The 19,241-nt window shown below is 73.0% G+C and carries 17 protein-coding genes and 1 pseudogene; 9 read left to right on the forward strand and 9 right to left on the reverse strand.

Translation table 11 applies throughout. From position 1 onward, the window contains the following. Nucleotides 1-124 precede the first annotated feature (124 nt). Nucleotides 125-1,672: an LPXTG cell wall anchor domain-containing protein gene (locus ACFYOS_RS26775; protein WP_387147200.1), complete on the reverse strand. Its 1,548-nt coding sequence runs from the start codon at nt 1,670-1,672 to the stop codon at nt 125-127. Between the two features lie 173 nt (nt 1,673-1,845). Between ACFYOS_RS26775 and ACFYOS_RS26780 the strand changes: the two genes are divergently transcribed. Next, on the forward strand, nt 1,846-2,328 hold the full coding sequence (locus ACFYOS_RS26780; protein WP_387147203.1) for a SigE family RNA polymerase sigma factor: 483 nt from the start codon (nt 1,846-1,848) through the stop codon (nt 2,326-2,328). Beyond that, nucleotides 2,328-3,386: an LCP family protein gene (locus tag ACFYOS_RS26785; protein WP_387147206.1), complete on the forward strand. Its 1,059-nt coding sequence runs from the start codon at nt 2,328-2,330 to the stop codon at nt 3,384-3,386. Before ACFYOS_RS26780 ends, ACFYOS_RS26785 begins: the two co-directional genes overlap by 1 nt. Before the next feature lie 35 nt (nt 3,387-3,421). Here ACFYOS_RS26785 and ACFYOS_RS26790 read toward each other — a convergent pair whose 3' ends face one another. Then, nucleotides 3,422-3,634, reverse strand: coding sequence for a hypothetical protein (locus ACFYOS_RS26790; RefSeq protein WP_387147209.1), 213 nt, complete (start codon nt 3,632-3,634; stop codon nt 3,422-3,424). A gap of 197 nt (nt 3,635-3,831) precedes the next feature. On the opposite strand from ACFYOS_RS26790, the gene ACFYOS_RS26795 reads away from it, so the two are divergent. Further along, nucleotides 3,832-4,215: a phage holin family protein gene (locus ACFYOS_RS26795; RefSeq protein WP_387147212.1), complete on the forward strand. Its 384-nt coding sequence runs from the start codon at nt 3,832-3,834 to the stop codon at nt 4,213-4,215. Between the two features lie 131 nt (nt 4,216-4,346). Next, the gene (gene fbaA / locus ACFYOS_RS26800; RefSeq protein ID WP_387147214.1) at nt 4,347-5,372 is read left to right on the forward strand and encodes a class II fructose-bisphosphate aldolase; all 1,026 of its coding nucleotides are present in this window, start codon (nt 4,347-4,349) and stop codon (nt 5,370-5,372) included. A 54-nt stretch (nt 5,373-5,426) separates the two neighbouring features. Here the strand turns inward: fbaA and ACFYOS_RS26805 are convergent, their stop codons facing one another. Next, nucleotides 5,427-6,641, reverse strand: coding sequence for an LOG family protein (locus tag ACFYOS_RS26805; protein ID WP_387147217.1), 1,215 nt, complete (start codon nt 6,639-6,641; stop codon nt 5,427-5,429). A 261-nt stretch (nt 6,642-6,902) separates the two neighbouring features. Between ACFYOS_RS26805 and ACFYOS_RS26810 the strand changes: the two genes are divergently transcribed. Then, nucleotides 6,903-7,331, forward strand: coding sequence for a DUF3151 domain-containing protein (locus ACFYOS_RS26810; protein WP_387147220.1), 429 nt, complete (start codon nt 6,903-6,905; stop codon nt 7,329-7,331). 78 nt (nt 7,332-7,409) lie between these two features. Here the strand turns inward: ACFYOS_RS26810 and ACFYOS_RS26815 are convergent, their stop codons facing one another. Then, complete coding sequence (locus tag ACFYOS_RS26815) at nt 7,410-9,155, reverse strand: chromosome partitioning protein (protein ID WP_387147223.1); 1,746 nt, start codon at nt 9,153-9,155, stop codon at nt 7,410-7,412. 74 nt (nt 9,156-9,229) lie between these two features. After that, nucleotides 9,230-10,228 (reverse strand): diacylglycerol kinase family protein, encoded by a 999-nt coding sequence (locus tag ACFYOS_RS26820; protein ID WP_387147226.1) that lies wholly within the window; start codon nt 10,226-10,228, stop codon nt 9,230-9,232. 122 nt (nt 10,229-10,350) lie between these two features. Here ACFYOS_RS26820 and ACFYOS_RS26825 point away from each other — a divergent pair, with 122 nt between their 5' ends. The 4 genes and pseudogenes from ACFYOS_RS26825 (at nt 10,351) to purD (ending at nt 14,079) form a co-directional block, all read left to right on the forward strand. Further along, on the forward strand, nt 10,351-11,640 hold the full coding sequence (locus tag ACFYOS_RS26825) for an adenylosuccinate synthase (protein ID WP_387147228.1): 1,290 nt from the start codon (nt 10,351-10,353) through the stop codon (nt 11,638-11,640). 204 nt (nt 11,641-11,844) lie between these two features. Then, nucleotides 11,845-11,961 (forward strand): annotated as a pseudogene (locus ACFYOS_RS26830) (type IV toxin-antitoxin system AbiEi family antitoxin domain-containing protein); the annotation flags it as partial. Between the two features lie 93 nt (nt 11,962-12,054). Next, a complete protein-coding gene (locus tag ACFYOS_RS26835) occupies nt 12,055-12,741 on the forward strand; it encodes an endonuclease domain-containing protein (protein ID WP_387147394.1) in 687 nt (228 codons plus the stop codon). A 90-nt stretch (nt 12,742-12,831) separates the two neighbouring features. Continuing rightward, nucleotides 12,832-14,079 carry a phosphoribosylamine--glycine ligase gene (gene purD, locus ACFYOS_RS26840; RefSeq protein WP_387147231.1) on the forward strand — a complete coding sequence of 416 codons (1,248 nt, stop codon included), beginning with the start codon at nt 12,832-12,834 and terminating at the stop codon, nt 14,077-14,079. Between the two features lie 37 nt (nt 14,080-14,116). Here the strand turns inward: purD and ACFYOS_RS26845 are convergent, their stop codons facing one another. The 4 genes from ACFYOS_RS26845 to ACFYOS_RS26860 all read right to left on the reverse strand — a co-directional run bounded on the left by ACFYOS_RS26845 (nt 14,117) and on the right by ACFYOS_RS26860 (nt 19,195). Next, nucleotides 14,117-15,649, reverse strand: coding sequence for a N,N-dimethylformamidase beta subunit family domain-containing protein (locus ACFYOS_RS26845; protein ID WP_387147234.1), 1,533 nt, complete (start codon nt 15,647-15,649; stop codon nt 14,117-14,119). Between the two features lie 97 nt (nt 15,650-15,746). Next, on the reverse strand, nt 15,747-17,312 hold the full coding sequence (locus tag ACFYOS_RS26850; protein WP_387147237.1) for an AMP-binding protein: 1,566 nt from the start codon (nt 17,310-17,312) through the stop codon (nt 15,747-15,749). Nucleotides 17,313-17,526: 214 nt separating this feature from the next. Next, complete coding sequence (locus ACFYOS_RS26855) at nt 17,527-18,741, reverse strand: acyl-CoA dehydrogenase family protein (RefSeq protein WP_387147240.1); 1,215 nt, start codon at nt 18,739-18,741, stop codon at nt 17,527-17,529. 1 nt (nt 18,742) lies between these two features. Continuing rightward, a complete protein-coding gene (locus ACFYOS_RS26860) occupies nt 18,743-19,195 on the reverse strand; it encodes an SCP2 sterol-binding domain-containing protein (RefSeq protein WP_387147243.1) in 453 nt (150 codons plus the stop codon). Nucleotides 19,196-19,241: the final 46 nt, after the last annotated feature.

Consider the following 19,241-nt stretch of genomic DNA (forward strand, 5'->3'; position numbering starts at 1 on the left):
GCCCGCGGGGGGGGGGGGGGGGGGGGGGGGGGGGGGGGGGGTGTGGGGGTGGGGGGGGGGGGGGGGGGGGTTTTGGGGGGGGGCGCGGGGGGGGGGGGGGGGGGCCCACCTCCTGGTGGGTCGGTCAGGCGACGAAGCGGGTGCGGCGACGTCGCGTCAGGACGTAGCCGGCCGCGCCGGCGACCAGCAGCAGCGCGCCGACGCCGGCGATCAGCCCGGTAGGGGCGCCGGTGATCGGCAGGGATCCGCCGTCGTCCTCGCCACCGCCGCCTCCGCCCGTGGCCGGGTTGATCCGGATGGCCGCGGTGTCGTTCGCCGGGTTCAGGTCCGGGCTGTCCGGCTCCCGGAACCTGTGGCGCAGGCGGACCTGGCCGGTCAGGCTGCCGGCGCGTTCCACCCGCAGTCGCATCGGGATGCGTGCGTGGTCGCCGCGGGTGAGCCGCTGGGCCGAGGTGCACTCGTAGAGCTCCGAACCCGGATGACCCCAGCCCTGGTCCTCTCCCGCGTACGCGTCGCGACAGGTGTCGGGTACGGCGACGGCGGTGGTACCCGGCGGCACGGTCACCATCGCCACGGTCACGAAGGGGGCGCTGCCGTCGAACGCGACGGTCGCGGGCCCGTTGTTCCTCCAGCCCACGGTCACCTCGACGGTGTCACCCACCCGGCCCCTGGCGGTCGCGCCCTCCGCCGCCAGATCCGACCGGTGGTTACCGGTCACCCGGATGAAGAGGCCGCTGAGGTTGTCGAACGGCTCGAGGTCGGTCTGCGGCAGCTCGTTCGCCCGCGCCGTCGTGCCGAGGTCCAGGGTGAGCACCCCGTCGTCGCCGTTCGGGCCGAGCCGGTCGATCCGGTTGTACGAAAGGAACTCGTCCCATTCGGCCGGGGTGACCCATTCGGCGTTGCCGCGCAGGAGGTTCGGTGCCCAGGCGTCCGGCCGGATCCGCAGGGCGAAGCTGTCGTCGAGCCGGGCCGTCGTGCCCGGCTCCAGCACGTCTGGGAAGGTGCACGCGAAGACCGTCTCGTCCGGGATGAGTCCCGGCCGCGAGCCGTATTCGCAGTTATCGTACCGGCGACCCGGCACCAGCGGGTAGGGGCCGTAGACCAGCAGGACCAGGCCCCGGGTGGCCTTCTCGCCCTGGTTCGTCACCGACAACGGGGCCTTGACCAGGGCGTTCGGCGGCCCGGCGATGGGCAGGCCCGGCCCGGCCACCAGGTTCACCCCCTCCCCGACGGTGATCGTCGGGCGGGCGGTGGTCGTACCCCGGTCGGGTGTGTCGAGGGTGAGCCTCAGCGCCGCCTGCTGCCCGGCCGTGGCGCCGGGCCGGGCGCTGACGGAGAGGTGCGTGGGATTGTCCTCTCTGGCGCTGGTGACGACGCAGCGGATGACCGCACCCGATTCGGTGCAGGACCGATTGGGGAACGGGAGCTGGACGACGGCGAAGCCGTCCACCTCGCTCCGGTCGATCGTCAGGGTCGAGCCGGCCGAGAGCGGCACGTCGGTCAGCGGATAGACCGTGATGGTGTAGATCGTGCCAGTCGGAGCGATTATCACATCGTTGGCGTAGAGCTGGAGATCGGTGGCCGCCGTGGCGGCTGCGGGGACGGCGGCGACCAGGGCGGTGGCGGCACCGAGACCGGCGAGCCATCGCCGGAAGGTCCGTGGGGACGGCACGCTTCTCCTCCAAGGGCTGGCGGGCGCGATTCACGGAGCGTACGGGGGCGACCACCCCGTCCGCTGCCCCGACGGGCCGGGACATCGACAAAGGACCGTTCGGTCGACCCCGGGCCGGACGCAACGTTCCGGCCGGCCGCACCCGTCAACAGGGCGGGACACCGGGAGGTGCAGTGACGTACGAGGAGTTCGCCGACACGCGGCTGAGTGCCCTGCTGCGGTACGCGGTCATGCTGACCGGCGATCCGCACCAGGCGCAGGACCTGGTGCAGGACACCATGGTGCGGGTCCAGCTGAACTGGCGACGGGTGGCGCGTAGCGACGCCCCGGAGCGGTACGTCCGCCGCATGCTCACCAACCAGTACGTCGACTGGCGGCGTGGTTCGTGGGCGCGCCGGGTGCTGCTGCGCGGCGAGCCGGACGAGGCGGTGCCGGCGCCGACCGACCACGCGCAGTCCGCGGTGGACCGGGACCAGATCTGGTCCTGGCTGTCCCGGCTGCCCCGACGGCAGCGCGCCACGCTGGTGCTCCGCTACTACGAGGACCTGCCCGACGCGGAGATCGCCGAGATCCTCGGCTGCGCCGTCGGCACCGTCCGGTCCAGCATCTCGCGGGCGCTGGCCACCCTTCGAGCCGAGACCGTGGAGGTGCACTGATGATCGAGGACGACCTGCGGGCGGCCTTCGCGCGGCACGAGGAACTCGCCCCGCCGACCGGCCCGCTCCGCGCCGCCATCGACCGGGCCGTGGTCCGCCGCCGGCGTCGCCGCTTCCGGCTCCGGCTCGGCGGTACGGCGCTGGCGCTGGTCGCCGCCGCCCTGGTCGGCTTCACGGCGATGGCGCCGCGGCAGCCGGAGGCCGCGCAACTGATCGGTGCGCCGGCCACGCCGGCACCCACCGGCGCGCTGAACCTGCTGATGCTCGGCCTGGACGCGGCCGGTCCGGACGGCTCCCGGCGGGCCGACTCCATCCTGCTGGTGCACGTCCCGGCCGACCGGAGCCGGCTCTACCTCGTCGCAATTCCGCGCGACCTGCTGGCGCCGATCCCCGGCCAGGGGACCGGCAAGATCAACAAGTCATTCGTCGGCGGTGCCACGCCCGCGAAGACCGACCTGGCCGCCGGCTACGACGCCACCCGGCAGGTGGTCTCCCAGGTCACCGGCGTACGGATCGACGCCGGCGCGGTGCTGACCTACCGGGCGGCACGCCAACTCACCGACGCGGTCGGCGGCGTACGCGTCTGCCTGCCGACGAGGATCCGCTCGCACCACACCATGCGGGCCTATCCCGCCGGCTGCCAGCAGCTCGACGGCGCCGCTGCGGTCGACGTGCTCCGGCAGCGCTTCAACATGCAAGACGGCAGCCTGGATCGCGACCGGAACGCCGAGCGGTACGCGGCCGGGCTGCTCCGCCGGATCCACGAGCAGGGGGCGCTGACGAACCCGGCGCTGCTCAGCAAGCTGATCACGCAGGCCGGCTCTGGTCTGGCGGTCGACACCGGGGACATATCCCTACCGACGCTGGTTCAGGTCGTCGGGAAGGCGGCCACCGGCGAGCCGGTCGCGGTCGGCCTGCCGGTCCGGCCCGTGGAGAAACCGACCTACGGGTTCGGGCTCGACCCCGCGCTGGCCCCGGGATTCCTCGACGCGCTGCGCGCCGACCGGCTCGACGAGTGGACGGCGGCCCACCCGGACCAGGTCGTCGGAATGCGCTGAACGCGGGAGGGGCCGAGCCGGCCCCTCCCGCCCGGTCAGCGGTAGTCGTCCTCGTCGGCGGCGACCACCCGGGCCTGCTCCATCGCGTCCCAGTCGCCGACCTCCAGGCCGCGGTGCGGCTCGGCGTCGCCGTCGTCCGGCGTGATCACCACGGCCTGCTCGACCGCGTCGGCCGGCTCCGCCTCCAGGTCCCGCTCCTCCGGAGCGAGGTGGTCGCTCGGGGCGAAGTCCTCGTCGGGCTGACCCATCGTCCCTCCCTGGATCTCGGTGCGGACAGTCACCACACACCGTACGGGCTGGTGCCGGCCGCCGCTCGGTGCCGAGCCGAACCATGGCCGGGGGCCGGTGCCGGGCAGTGCGGCTCGGTGCCGAGCCGAACCGCGGCGGCCACGCCGAGTCGGCGGATTATCCCTCCGGGCGCGGCGCCCGGTGCCAGGATGGTCAGGTGGGCTTCCTGATCCGATTGGCGATCACCGCGATCGCATTGTGGATCACCACGCTGATCGTCCCCGGGGTGGAGGTGACGGGCCGCAACGGGGCGAACAACGTGCTCACCCTGATCGCGGTGGCGCTCATCTTCGGCGTGGTCAACGCGGTGCTCAAGCCGGTCATCAAGGTGTTCGGCTGCGTGTTCTACCTGCTCACGCTCGGTCTGTTCGCGCTCATGGTCAACGCTCTGCTGTTCCTGCTCACCAACTGGATCGCCCGGCAGCTGCACCTGCCGTTCCACGTGGACGGCTTCTGGGCCGCCTTCTGGGGGGCCATCGTGATGGCCGTGGTGAGCTGGCTGATCAGTGTCGTAATGCCGGACAGGCTGGAGAGCCGGTGAGCGGTTCCCGGGTCGGTGGTGCCCCCCGCCTGCTCCTACGGGATACTTCCCGCGGTGGACAGCGCGGTCCGGCGCACCCAAGGAAGACAGCGGCCTGCACGGCCGAGAGCGGTAAGTAAGGAGCGTTCGACATGCCCATCGCTTCCCCCGAGGCTTACGCGGAGATGCTGGACCGGGCCAAGGCCGGCCACTTCGCGTACCCCGCGATCAACGTGACCTCGTCGCAGACGCTGAACGCGGCGCTCAAGGGCTTCGCCGACGCGGAGAGCGACGGCATCATCCAGGTTTCCACCGGTGGCGCCGACTACCTGTCCGGCCCGTCCGTGAAGGACATGGTCAGCGGCGCGGTCGCGTTCGCCAAGTACGCCCACGAGGTGGCGAAGAACTACCCGGTGAACATCGCCCTGCACACCGACCACTGCCCGAAGGACAAGCTGGACAAGTTCGTCCGGCCGCTGATGAAGATCTCCCAGGAGCGGGTGCAGCGCGGCGAGGAGCCGCTGTTCCAGTCGCACATGTGGGACGGCTCGGCCGTGCCGGTGCCGGAGAACCTGCAGATCGCCGAGGAGCTGCTCACCGAGGCCGCCAAGGGCAAGATCGTCCTCGAGATCGAGGTCGGCGTGGTCGGCGGCGAGGAGGACGGCGTCGAGAACGCGATCAACGAGAAGCTCTACACCACCGTCGACGACGGCCTGGCCATGGTCGAGGCGCTCGGCCTCGGTGAGAAGGGCCGCTACATGGCGGCGCTGACCTTCGGCAACGTGCACGGCGTCTACAAGCCGGGCAACGTCAAGCTCCGCCCCGAGGTGCTGAACCACATCCAGGTGGCGGTGGGTGCCAAGTACGGCAAGGAGAAGCCGCTCAGCCTGGTCTTCCACGGCGGGTCCGGCTCGCTGCTGTCGGAGATCCGCGAGGCGCTGGACTACGGCGTGGTGAAGATGAACATCGACACCGACACCCAGTACTGCTTCACCCGGCCGGTGGTGGACTTCATGTTCCGCAACTACGACGGCGTGCTGAAGGTCGACGGCGAGGTCGGCAACAAGAAGATGTACGACCCGCGGGTCTGGGGCAAGGCGGCCGAGGCCGGTATGGCGGCCCGGGTCGTCGAGGCCTGCGAGGCGCTGCGGTCCACCGGCACCACGATGAAGAAGTAACACCCGCTCGGCCGGAGGCCGGCTCCCCGCCCGGGGAGCCGGCCTCCGCGCATGTCAGCCGGTGGTCAGCACCCGGACCGCCTCGCGTACGTCGTCGGTGAGGTGCACCGTGGCCGACAGGTCACCGAACGGGGAGGCGGCGAAGAGCGGGCGCAGCAGCGACTCGACCGGCAGCTCGGTGGTCCAGTACGTCCGGTCGAGGAAGACGTACGCCCCGCTCGCCCCGTCGGTCCCGTAGTAGGTCTTGGTGGCCGCCTGGAACACCTCCTGCACCGTCCCGGCCCGGCCGGGCGCGAAGACGATCCCGCCCCGGGCCAGCCGCAGGATGGTGTCCTCCCGGATGGCGTTGGAGAAGTACTTGGCGATCCGCCCGGCGAACAGGTTCGCCGGCTCGTGCCCGTACAGCCAGGTGGGGATGGCCAGCCCGCCCGAGCGGGCCCATTCGGTGCCGGCGGCGGCCGGGCGCGGGCTGGGCAGCGTCGGCCCGGCCACGTACTTCTCCCGGACCTGCAGCGCCACCGCCGTGTAGCGATCGTGGTCGGTGAAGTCCGGCGCGGTGGCCAGCACGTCGATCGCCGCGGTCAGCTCCTCCGCCGGCCAGGCCGCGAGGAACGCGCCCAGGTTGGCCGCCTCCATCACGCCGGGACCGCCGCCGGTCACCACCAGCCGGTCGGCCCGCGCCAGCTCCCAACCCAGCACCGCCGCCATCCGGTACGCGGCGCTGCCGCGCGGCACGGCGTGCCCGCCCATCACGCCGACCACGGACTGCGGCCCGTGCGCCGCGAGCCAGCTCCGGGTGGCGTCCGCCAGGGCGTTGTCCACCCCGTGGTCGTGCAACCGCTGGCCGAGCGCCTCGCGCACGTCCGGCAGCGCCCCGCCGTGCGCGCGGAAGTGCGCGTACACCCGGGTGTCGTACATCCCGGCGAAGCCCCCCTCGGCGAAGCCGGCGGCCAGGTCGTCCGGGGTGTAGAGGTGGGACGGCTGGGTCGGGTAGGGCAGCCCGGAGAAGGGCGGGACGACGTTCGCGCCGCGGCGTACCAGGTCCGCGCCGACCTCCCGGTCGGCGAACCGGCACCCCACGAAGAGGGCGCCGGCGACCTCGACGTCACGCAGGTCGGGGACCGGGTGGAGGTCGAGGCGGAGACCCTGCACGGTGAGCCCGGCGAGGCTCCCCTCGGCCATCCGCCGGTCGAACTCGGCTCGGGTCTCGATCTCGTCGCTGCTGGTGTCGTGCGGCTCGATGACGTCCGCGGGAGGTGGGGTCGGCACCAGATAATCCTGCCCCCGGCGGGCAAGCCGGCAAATGTGGGGCTGACGACAGGAGCCCAGCGGGTCTGGCCGCCGGGCTCCTGCGTAACCGGGTCCTGGGGAGGCTCCGGACCAATAGTTGTAGTGGAAAACATCTCCGGGTGGCATGGGCCGCGGGTATCGGGCCTCAGGCCGCAGGCGTGACGAAACCCTCAGCCGTTCAGCCGACCGGCTTGCCGGACCCCCTCGCGTACCCCCGCGTGAAGCGGGTTGAATGGGGCGATGCAGAACCTGTTGCCTGAGCCACCGGCCACCCTGCTGCCGGCGAACGAGGAAGCCGACGCCGCGCTGGCGGCCGCCGCCGAGCAGGACACCGACGAGGCGTACGCCGAGGTCGCGGCCCGCTTCCCGACCAACAGCGCGGCCTGGGCGGCGCTCGCCGCCCGGGCATTCGCCGCCGGCCAGGTCATCCCGGCCTACGCCTACGCGCGCACCGGTTACCACCGTGGCCTGGACCAGCTCCGCCGCAGCGGGTGGAAGGGCCATGGGCCGGTGCCCTGGTCGCACAAGCCCAACCGGGGCTTCCTCCGCTGCCTCTACCTGCTGTCCCGGGCCGCCGGCGAGATCGGCGAGGCGGACGAGGCGGCCCGCTGCGCCCAGTTCCTCCGCGACTGCGACCCGGCCGCCGCGGACGCCCTCGCCAGCCTCTGACCCACGTCGACGGCCGGTCCGACCGCCCGGTCGGGCCGGCCGTCGTACCGCCCGGACCCCTCGGGCCGCGGCCGGCGTTCACAGCCCCTCGGCGACCGCGGCGGCGATCTTCAACCAGGCGTCCCGGGTGGCCGAGGAGAGCTGGCCGTAGCGGATCGGCTCGCCGGTGTCGATGAGCCGCTCGTACGGCGCGAGCAGCACCGCCCGGGTCCGGGCGGCGAAGTGCGCCTGGATGGCCGGCAGGTCGATCTCCTTGCGGGACGGCGGCATCGACACCACCGTCACCGCCTGCCGGACCAGCCGCTGCCGGCCGCTCTGCTCCAGGTGGTCGAGCATCCGCGCGGCGGTCTCCGCCGAGTCGTTCCGGGCCGACATGGTGACCACGAGCTGGTCGGTGGCGTCCATCGCGGCCTGCCAGTTCTGCGCGCGGACGTTGTTCCCGGTGTCCACGAAGATCAGCTTGTAGAAGCGGCTGACCACCTCGCGGATCTCGGCGAAGGCGGCGGCGGTGAGCATCTCGCCGCCGGTCGCCGACTCGTCCGAGGCGAGCACGTCGAACATCCCCTCGCCCTGCGAGCGGACGTACTGCGACAGGTCGCCGACCCGCCCGTGCGCGCCCTGGAACTGGGCCAGGTCGCGCAGCATGTCCCGGACCGTACGCGAGTGGAAGTCCTGCTGGGCCCGCATGCCCAGGGTCCCCTGCGTCTCGTTGTTGTCCCAGGCCAGCACGTACCCGCCGCGCTTCTGGCCGAACGTCATGGCGAGCAGCAGGATCGCCACCGTCTTGCCGGCGCCGCCCTTCGGGTTGACCACGGTGACCTGGCGCAGCCCGCCGAAGTTGCGGCGGACCATCTCGATGTCGCGCCTCAGTTCCTGCTCGTGCCGCCCCGGCGGGAGCCGGACCAGGCCGATCTTGTTCACCACCGCCCGGACACCCATGGTGGCCACCGGGTCGACCGGCCTGACCTGGCGGCGCCGGGCGAAGTCCTCCGCCGTCGGGGTGGCCCCGGTCTCCGGCGTCCAGACCGGCTCCGGGTATCCGGCCGGAACCGGCGGCTGCTGCGGCGAGGTGGGCGGCTGCGACACCGGGGCGGGTTGCTGCGGCCCCGGCTGCTGCGGCCCGGGCGCGGCCGACTGTTGCGGCCAGCCCGGTGGGTACCAGCCGGGCGTCGGGCCGGCCGCCTGCGGCGGCGGGTACCCGGGCTGCCCGTATCCGACCGGCCCCGGCGGGTACGCCGACCCGTTCCCGTACGGCGGCCGGGCGAGCGGCACACCCGGCGAGGGCGGGAACGGCCCGAGCCGCGGCGGTGCGTCACCGGCGGGCGCCTGGGCCGCCGCCGTCGGCTCGGTGGGCGTCGCCGTCACGTCGGCGGGCTCGGTCGCGATGGTCGACCGCTGCGGCGGTTCGGCCCAGGGCGACTCCGCCCGACTGCCCGACGCGCCGGCGGCGAGCGTCCCGCCGTCCGGGTCGGCGGTCGACTGCGGGCCGTCCGGGCGGTCGACCGTCGCCGGGTGGGTGGACGCCGCGTCGCCCTGCTGCGGGGCTGTCGGCGTCGGGTTCGGAGTGGTCGACGGCTGGTCGAGGGTGAACGGGAGGTCCAGGTCGACCGGCGGCTGCGGGCGCGTGGCGGGCACCGGGTCGGCCGGTCGTACCTCGTTCGGGGCGCGCCCGGCGGCGGCCGGGTCGTGCGGGGCCGAGGCCGCCCACGGCGGGGCGGTGGCGGCCTGGTCGGTCTGCTCCGGTGGCCAGAGCGGTTCGATGTCCCGCTCCGGCACCTGCGGTTGACCCGGCACGTGGGCCCGGTCGGCGTTCTCGTGCACCACGGTTCCTCCCCATTCCTCCCGCCGAGGATAGGCCGTCCGATTGCTCGGGCGGCCCGACCGGGGATCGACGGAGGTCAGGCTGTCCAGACCGCCCAGGCACCGGGTTCGGTCCACCAGGACCGCTTGCGGCCCAGCTCGCCCTCGACGCCGTCGTCGAGGAAGGGCACCTTCTCGTCGCGCGGCACGACCGCCACGGCCCGGCCCCGGGCCCGGCGCACCTCGAGTCGTACCCGCTTCCGGCCGAAGGCGGACCGGGTGACCACCGGAACGGCCACCGCCACCTCGACCCGGCCGTCGGCCGGGTCCGGGTCGGCCAGCAGCGCCACGTCGTCCAGGCGGGCGTACCCGCCGGCGTTGCCGATCGCGCAGGCCATGATCTGGTCCTCGCCGTGGGAGAGGACGGCGTCGTCCACCTCCACCCGGGCCCGCCAGTGCAGCGGCCGGCCCGCGTCGTCGGCCGCGCCGAACAGCACCCCGTCCAGGGTCACCGAGCCGCCGTCGTTGCGCAGCAGGTCGAGCCGGCGCGCCGTGCCGTCCAGCACCGCCGCGGCCACCGCCGCCGGATCGCGGGGCAGCCCGAGCTGCGCGGCCAGGTCCCGCGCCGACCCGCTCCGGGCCGGATCGAGCGGGAGTACGCCGACCGGCGGCAGGTCGGGGACGGTCCGGTTGCCGGGCAGGTCCGCCGGGCGGCGGCTGGGTGGCGGAGCGTACCGGCGGACCAGCCGGCGCAGGACGGCGCGCAACTGACCGTCACTGGCCGTCGCGACCACCAGGCGGGTCTTGGAGTCGGGGTCCGGCCAGGTGAGGCCGTCGGGACGCGGCGGCCCGTCGAGGCGGGCCAGCACCTCGTCGATCTCGGCGTCCGAGCGGGCGGTGACCGTCGCCACCCGGGCACCCCGGGCGGTCAGCGCGTCCGCGCAGGCCAGCACCGGTACGCGGGGCGTCTCGCAGCGCTCCTCGGACTTCTCCCCGGCCGCCTCGGCGGCGCCACCGCAGCAGGCTCCACCGCTGCCACAGCCCCCACCGGAAGCGTCCCGCTCCGAGCCGAGGGTGAGCAGCACCACGTCGTACACGAAGGAGCCTCCTGCTTCTCGACGAACCCCTGCCGGTCCCGTCGTCACCACTTGTTAGCCTGACACCCCGGGCTCGCTGACCGGTCGCCACCTGGCACCCGAGCCTTCTGGAGGCGGAGAAGATGCCAGCGATCGTGCTCATCGGCGCTCAGTGGGGCGACGAGGGCAAGGGCAAGGTTACCGACCTGCTGGGTGAGCGGGTCGACTACGTCGTGCGCTACTCCGGCGGCAACAACGCCGGGCACACGGTGATCACCCCGGACGGCCAGAAGTACGCGCTGCACCTCATGCCGTCCGGCGCGCTCTCGCCGAACGCGATGATCGTCATCGGCAACGGCGTGGTGGTCGACCCGAAGGTGCTGCTGGAGGAGATCGACGGTCTCTCCGCGCGCGGTGTGGACGTCTCCCGGCTGCGCATCTCCGGCGACGCGCACCTGATCATGCCGCACCACCGGGCGCTGGACCGGGTGGTCGAGCGCTACCTGGGCAGTTCGCGGATCGGCACCACCGGCCGGGGCATCGGTCCCGCGTACGGCGACAAGGTCGCCCGGATGGGCATCCGGATCCAGGACCTGCTCGACCCCGGCATCCTGCGCAAGAAGCTGGAGCTGACGCTCCGCGAGAAGAACCAGGTGCTGTTCAAGGTCTACAACCGCAAGGCGATCGACGTCGACGCGACGATCGAGGAGTACCTGGAGTACGCCGAGCGGCTCAAGCCGTACATCGCGGAGACCCGGGCGATGCTCTGGGACGCCCTGGACCGCGGCGAGACGGTGCTGCTCGAGGGCGCCCAGGCCACCATGCTCGACATGGACCACGGCACGTACCCCTTCGTCACCTCGTCGAACCCGACGGCCGGTGGGGCGTGCGTGGGCGCGGGCATCCCGCCGACCGCGATCACCAGGGTGATCGCGGTGAGCAAGGCGTACACCACCCGGGTGGGCGCGGGGCCGTTCCCGACCGAGCTCTTCGACGACAACGGCCGGCACCTGGTCAAGATCGGCCGCGAGTACGGCACCACCACCGGCCGGGAGCGCCGCGCCGGCTGGTTCGACGCCGTCGTCGCCCGGTACGCCTCCCGCCTCAACGGCGTCACGGACCTGGTGATCACCAAGCTGGACGTGCTCACCGGCCTGCCGAAGGTGCCGATCTGCGTCGGGTACGAGATCAACGGCGAGCGCTTCGACGACATGCCGATGACGCAGACCGACTTCCACCACGCGGTTCCGATCTACGAAGAGCTCGACGGCTGGTGGGAAGACATCACCAAGGCCCGGACCGAGGACGAACTCCCCGAGAACGCCCGCCGCTACATCGCCCGCATCGAGGAACTCTGCGGCACCCGGGTGAGCGTCGTCGGGGTCGGCCCCGGCCGCGAAGAAAACGTCGTCCGCCACCCCCTCCTCCCCTAACCCCCGGCCTCCCGGCCTTCCCCCGCGGCGATGATCAAGGAGTTTGCGTCTGGATCAGGCCCCTGATCCGACGCAAACTCCTTGATCAACATGAATGGACGGCGGAGTTATCCACAGGACCGGCTGGTTGTCCACAGGGGGTGTCGAGGTGGGCAGTGAGGTCGGCAGGCTGGGTGGGTGGGTGATCTCGTTCGCTTGAGCCGGGTGGCTGCCCGGCAGGGTGGGGTGGTGACCGCCGCTCAGGCGTTGCGCCTGGGGTTCAGTCGGGACCAGATCCGGCATCTGGCTCGGTCCGGGCGTTGGACACGAGTCGCGCGAGGCTGCTTCCTACCGGTCCCCGAGCCGGAGGTGCCCGCATTCCGCGGGGCACGGATCCGCGCTGCCGTCTGCAGTCTGGGTTCGGGAGCGGTCGTCGTGCTCGACACCGCCGCCGAGCTGCACCGGATCAGCGGTCTCAGGGCGACAGCCGCAATTCACGTGTCGGTTCCGGCGGGCCGCCCCCACGTGCAGCGTCGTGCCGATCCCGACCTCGTGGTGCACCAGCTCGCCCTCGGCCCGGCCGACGTCTGCGTGATCGGCGGCGTGCCGGTCACCACCCCGGTCCGCACGGTGGCCGACGTCATCCTCCGCGCGGATCGCCATCCGGCGGTATGCGTCCTCGACTCAGCGCTCAATCGGCAACTCCTGACCGAGCCCGACCTATCGCTGGTGCTGGCGCTGATCGCCGGACGACGTGGGGCGGTCGCGGCGAGAAGCCACCTGGCCGAGGCGGACAGCCGTGCGCAGTCGCCACTGGAGACCCGCACCCGGCTGAGGTGCGTGGACGGCGGTGTGCCGCCCGACGTGTTGCAAGTCGAGGTCCGCGACGCCGACGGCTACCTGCTCGGCATCGGCGACCTGGGTTGGCGCAACGCCCGGCTGATCGCCGAAGCCGACGGCCGGGACCCGCACCGCACACCGCGGGCGATCTACGAGGACAGGCTGAGACAGAACCGCCTGGTCAACGCCGGCTGGAAGATCCTCCGCTTCACCTGGGCCGACACCCTCCGCCCCGACTACATCCGCGAAACCGTCAAACGCGCCCTCCGGAGAAGCGGTTGATCAAGGAGTTTGCGTCTACGGAGGCCGAAAATGAGACGCAAACTCCTTGATCAACGGGGTGGGGCGGGGCGGTCAGTAGGATGCGGGGTCGTGCGGGTTCTTCTTGTGGGTGGCGGTGGGCGGGAGCACGCGCTCGCCGTCGGGCTGGCCGGCGATCCTTCCGTGGAAGCGCTGGTCGCGGCGCCGGGCAATCCCGGCATCGCGGCGGTGGCCGAGCTGCGGGCGGTGAACCCCATGGACCCGGCGTCCGTGGCGGCGCTCGCCGTCGAGGTCGGCGCCGACCTGGTGGTGATCGGTCCGGAGGCGCCGCTGGTGGCCGGGGTCGCCGACGCGGTACGCGCCAAGGGCATCCCCGCGTTCGGCCCATCCGCGGAGGCGGCCCGGCTGGAGGGCTCCAAGACGTTCGCCAAGGACGTGATGACCGCCGCCGGTGTGCCCACCGCGCGGGCGTACACCTGCACGGACGGGGAGAGCACCGGCACCGCGCTGGACGAGTTCGGGCCGCCGTACGTGGTGAAGAACGACGGGCTGGCCGCCGGGAAGGGCGTCGTCGTCACCGACGACCGCGGCACCGCGATGCGGCACGCCGAAGAGTGCGGCCGGGTGGTGATCGAGGAGTACCTGTCCGGGCCCGAGGTGTCCCTGTTCGTGGTCACCGACGGGGAGGCCGCCGTGCCGCTGCTGCCCGCGCAGGACTTCAAGCGGGTCGGCGACGGCGACACCGGCCCGAACACCGGCGGCATGGGGGCGTACGCGCCGCTGCCCTGGGCGCCGCCCGGGCTGGTCGACGAGGTGATGCGCGACGTCGTGCACCCGACGCTGGCCGAGATGCGCCGCCGGGGGACACCCTTCGCCGGCCTGCTCTACGTCGGCCTGGCGATCACCGCCGTCGGCCCCCGCGTCATCGAGTTCAACGCCCGCTTCGGCGACCCGGAGACCCAGGTCGTCCTCGCGCTGCTGGAGACCCCGCTCGCCGGGCTGCTGCACGCCGCGGCCACCGGCACGCTCGCGGCGCACCCGCCGCTGCGCTGGCGGGACGGCGCGGGGGTCACCGTCGTGGTGGCGGCCGAGGGCTACCCGGCGGCACCGCGTACCGGCGACGTGATCACCGGCGCGGACCGCCCCGGGGTCATCCACGCCGGCACCCGCCGGGACGCCGACGGCATCCTGCGCTCCGCCGGGGGTCGGGTCCTCTGCGGTACGGCCACCGGCCCGGACCTGGCCGCCGCGCGGGACGCCGCCTACGCCCTGGTACGCGGCATCGAACTGGCCGGCTCGCAGCACCGCACCGACATCGCCGCCGCCGCTGTGGCGGGGGAGATCACCGTCCCCGCCTGACCGGACAACCGACCGCCGTCGCCAGGGCGCGCGGAGGCTATGCCGGCGTGGGTGGGGTCGGTCGTCCCTGGCCGGTGGCGCCGGCCGACCGGCCGACCATCCGGTCGAGGACGTTGGCGGTGGCCCGCTTGATCCGCTCGTCCTGGACGCCTGGCCGGTTGAGTGCCATGGTCCAGTTGAGGGTGCCGGTGGCGAAGACGACCGCGCCCTTCGGCGTCTCGTACACGTGGGCGTTCTGCACCCGGCGCCCGCCCTGGGCGGCCGGGTACGGGGACCTGCTGAGGATCGCCGCGTCCACCCCGGTCGGCTGCGGGGTGCCGCGGCGGAGCCCGTCCGCCTCGCCGCCGACCAGCCCGGGGATCCGGTCGCCATTCGCCACCCCGGTGCCGGCCCAGACCCAGTGGTCCGCCGACCGCACCACCAGCGGCTGCGGGGTCAGCACGACGCCGTTGTACTGCACCCCGATCAGCGCCTGCTCGGGCGTCCGCAGGGCTCGCCAGGTGGTGGTCGGGCCGGAGCCGTCGGCGTCCGGGTCGGCCACGGCCTTGGCGCAGGCGACCACCCGCTCCGGCCGCCCGTCGTCGGCCGGGCGGATCCGGGCGTGCCAGTAGATGCTGTTGGCGCCGAAGAAGGCGAGGCTGGTGCCGGCCGCCACAGCCGCCTCCGCCGCCAGGCGCATCTCCCGCGACCAGTACTCGTCGTGCCCGCAGAACACGATCCCCCGGTGCCGCGTCGGGTCGAGCCGGCCGGTGTGCAGGTCGAGGCTGGTCGCGTAGCTGACGTCGTACCCGCTGCGCTCCAGCCACTGGACGGCGTCCTGGTCCTTGTCGAACTGGCTGGGCATGCCCTCGTCCGCGTACGGCCGGTCGAAGCAGACCTCCCGCGCCCGGAGCAGGGGATTCCGCAGCCCGGTGGCGCCGTAGCCGTTGTAGAGGCTCTTGCCGTTGCGCCGGTCCATCGGCCACTGGTTGTACGCCTGCCAGGTGGTCGCCGGGAGCACGACGCAGAGCGCGGCGGCCCGCCGGTCGTCGCGTACCACGAAGGGGGTGCAGGCCCGCCAGCCGTCTGTCGACTGGAAGACCGCCTGGTAGAGGCCGGACGTCCAGTGGCCGGGCACCCGGAGGGTCCAGGAGACCGGCCACTGGCAGGCGATCGCCCCGGTCCGCGGGTCGGAGGGCGGCACCGGCTGCGGCGAGCCCTGGAACTCCCGGCTGGTCAGCAGCGTGCGGGCGCCGGCGCCGCCGTACCAGCCGAGGCGGTGGATCGAGATCCGGAACCGGCTGGCGGAGTTGACCGCGACGTGGAAGTCGATGGACTCGCCGGGGGCGACGCTGGTCGCCGAGGCGTACCCCTGGATCTGCCGCTGCCGGTCGTCGGCGGCCAGACCGCCGCTGTCCGGCCACCAGGGCTCTCCGGGGGCGCGGTTCTCCGCCGGGACGGGTGGGCCCGGGCGGCGGACCAGCGTGCCGGTGCGGTGGCGGCCGAGGACGGGTTCGGTGGTCCCGAGAGCGGCCGCGGAGACACCACCGAGGAGGAGACCCAGTGCCCAGCGCCGGCGGAGTCGAACCATGGAGCACTCCCGCACGAGAGAACGGATCCGCCGGGTACCGCCGGCGGTCAGACGGTACCGTACGGAGCAATTCTGAGCGTCCCCTGTGGGCGTTGTCTCACCCGTAGTAGCGGCGTAGCTCCCGAGCGAGCACCTTTCCGGTGGCGTTCCGCGGCAGGTACTTCACGAAGATCACGTCCCGGGGCACCGAGAACCGGGCCAGGTAGTGCCGCACGTACTCACGGACCGCCTCCGGGTCGAGCTGCTCGCCGGGGTGCAGGGCCAGGAACGCGGCCAGCCGCTGGCCGTACTCCGCGTCCGGTACGCCGATCACCGCGACCTCGCGCACCTGCGGCAGCCGGGCGATCAGGTCCTCCACCTCCGAGGGGAAGACGTTCTCGCCGCCGGAGACGATCATGTCGTCGGCCCGCCCGTCGACGAAGAGCAGCCCGTCGGCGTCCATCCGGCCCAGGTCGCCGGTGTTCAGCAGGCCGTCGTGGCTCTCCCGGGTGGCCCCCGAGGTGTACCCCTCGAAGAGCATCTCGTTGCCCACGAAGATCCGCCCGACCTGCCCGTCCCGGACCGGCTCCCCGGCGTTGTCGAGGATCTGCAACCGGGTGCCGTGCGGCGGGCGGCCGGCGGTGTTGGGCGCCTGGCGCAGGTCGGCCGGGCCGGCGATGGAGGCCCAGGAGACCTCGGTCGAGCCGTAGAGGTTGTAGAGGCAGTCGCCGTGGCGGTCCATGAAGGCCGTGGCCAGCCCGCCGGGGAGGGCGGAGCCGCTGACCGCGACCACCTGCAGCGGCGGCCGGGGGTCCGGCGCCGGCACCTCCATCAGCCGTTGCAGCATCACCGGTACGGCGAAGAGCGCGTCGCAGGGCTGCGCCGCCAGGGCGGCCAGCGTGGTGGCCGGGTCGAACCGGCGGTGCAGCACGATGGTGGCGCGCAGCGCGAACGACACCTGGAGGGCGGCGTACCCCCAGGTGTGGAAGAGCGGCGCGGCGATCAGCACGGTGTCGTGGACGTGCAGCGGGATGCGGTCGATGATGGAGACCAGCGGGCCGAAGCCGTGCGGCGTGGGTCGCCGGGCCCCCTTCGGCGCGCCGGTGGTGCCGGAGGTGAGGACGATGGTCCGGCCGTCCCGCTCGGGCGGCTGGAGCTGGTCCCCGGGGAGGGCACCGGCGATCAACTCCTCCTGGCGGCGCTCGTCGACCCGGTGCAGCTCGGCGGGGAGGCCGAGGATCAGCTCGGCGAACTCGGCGTCGTGCACCAGCACCCGCAGCGCCTGCTCCTCCGCCACGGTGGCGAGCTGCGCCGCGGAGAGCCCGGTGTTGACCAGTACGGCGTCCGCGCCGAGCAGCATCGCCGCCACGACCGCCTCGATCAGCCCGTGGTGGTTGCGGCAGAGCACGCCGATCCGGTCGCCGGCCTGCACGCCCAGCCCGGCCCGCATCGACCGGGCCAGCCGTTCGGACCGGTCCAGCAGTTCCTGGTACGTCAGCGTGTCGCCATGCTCGTCGACGACGGCAACCCGCCCCGGGTCGCGCGCGGCGGCCTGGCGCAGCTCGCCGGCGAGGCTCCAGCCCCACTTGCGCAGCGCGCCGAGTTGGGAGGCGACCCGGATCGGGCGGCCCGGGTTGAGCAGCCCGCGCCGGGTCAGCGTGGCGACGATGAACGGCAGGTCCAAGCCGCAACCCTCCTTTTGCGCGGGCAGTATCCCTCGATCATGCACGGGTCACGGCGGGTAGCCCAGCCAGCGTGATCACTGCCCAGCCTGCGGACACCCTGGGTCTCGGTCGCCGGTACGGATGGTGACGAAGGAGACCGGCGGCCCGACCCGCGACGGCTCACCGCTCGGCACAGCGGGTGTCGTCGCGGGTCGGGTCGGGGCCCGCCGGCGATCAGCGGATCTGCATCCCGGAGATGGCCCGGGCGATGACCAGCCGCTGGATCTCTGAGGTGCCTTCGAAGATGGTGTAGATCTTGGCGTCCCGGTACCACCGCTCGACCGGGTGGTCGCGCAGGAAGCCGGCGCCGCCGAGGAGCTGGACCGCCTTCTCGGTGACCGAGACGGCGACCTCGCCGGCCTTGAGCTTGGACATCGAGCCCTCGCCCGCGCTGAACGGCCGGTTGTTGCGGCCCATCCAGGAGGCCCGCCAGACCAGCAGCCGGGCCGCGTCGATCTCCGTCTTCATGTCGGCGAGCGCGAACGCGACCGCCTGGTTCTCGATGATCGGCCGCCCGAACTGGACCCGGTCCTTCGCGTAGTCCAGGGCGTACTCGTACGCGGCGCGGGCCACGCCGAGCGCCTGGGCGCCGACGGTCGGGCGGGACAGTTCGAAGGTGCGCATCGCCGCCTGGCCGGAGGCGCGCTGCCCGGAGCGGGCCCGGGCCAGCCGCTCGTCCAGCGTCTCCTTGCCGCCGAGCAGGCAGCGCCCGGGCACCCGGACGTCGTCGAGGAAGACGTCGGCGGTGTGGGACGCGCGCAGCCCGAGTTTGCGCAGCTTGCGGGTGGCGTTGAGTCCCGGGGTCCCCGGCGGTACGACGAACGCCGCCTGCCCCCGCGAACCCAGCTCGGGCTCGACCGAGGCGGTGACCACGTGCACCCCGGCGATCCCGCCGTTGGTGGCGTACGCCTTCTGCCCGTTCAGCACCCACTCGTCGGTGGCTTCGTCGTAGACGGCGCGGGTGCGCATCGATCCGACGTCGGAGCCGGCCTCCGGCTCGGTGGTGCAGAACGCGGCGACCGCGGGCCGGTCGACGTCACCGAAGCACTGCGGCACCCACTCGACGAGCTGGTCCGGGGTGCCGGCGCCGTAGATCGCGGCGACGGCGAGGGAGGTGCCGAAGATGCCCAGCCCGATGCCGGCGTCGCCCCAGAAGAGCTCTTCGCTGGCGATCGGCAGCGAGAGGCCGGTGGGGTCGGCCCAGCAGGTGGCGAGGAACTCGAAGCCGTACAGGCCGACCTTCGCCGCCTCCTGGATGATCGGCCAGGGAGTCTCCTCCCGCGCGTCCCACTCGGCCGCGGCCGGGCGCACGACCTCGGCGGCGAAGCCGTGCACCCAGTCGCGGAGGTCCCGCTGTTCCTCGTTCAGGTCGAGCGAGAACTCAGCCATCTCAGGCCTTGGGGATGTCGAACAGGTTGGCGATGTTGGCCGCCAGGCCCAGGTCGCCCTTGGCCTTCAGCTTGCCGGTCATGAACATCATGACCGGGTTGGCGCCACCGGAGACGATCTTCAGGAACTCGACCGGGCCCATGGTGAGGCTGAGCTTCGGGTCGCGGGTCGCGGTCTCCGCGGCCGTGCAGGTGCCGTTCTCGATGACGATCTCGTAGGTGTCGGTGCCACCGTCCGGGCGACCGGTGATGTTCCAGTGGATGACCGCGTTGGTGGAACCGGCGCGGTCGGCGCGGAACAGCGTCGGCATCCGGTTGAAGACCTCGCTCAGAACCTTGCCGCGCAGGTCACCGGACATGATCTCGGCGATCTTGCCGTCGGGGGTGGACTTGACCAGCTGCGCGAACTCCTTGGGGCCGAGGTTCGCGAAGCTGGCCGGGTCGAAGTCAGTCATGGGGATGCACCTCTCGGGGCGGGCCGACTTTGGTTACTCAGGCGTA

It is taken from the genome of Micromonospora sp. NPDC005806, assembly GCF_042871425.1.
Classification (GTDB): domain Bacteria; phylum Actinomycetota; class Actinomycetes; order Mycobacteriales; family Micromonosporaceae; genus Micromonospora.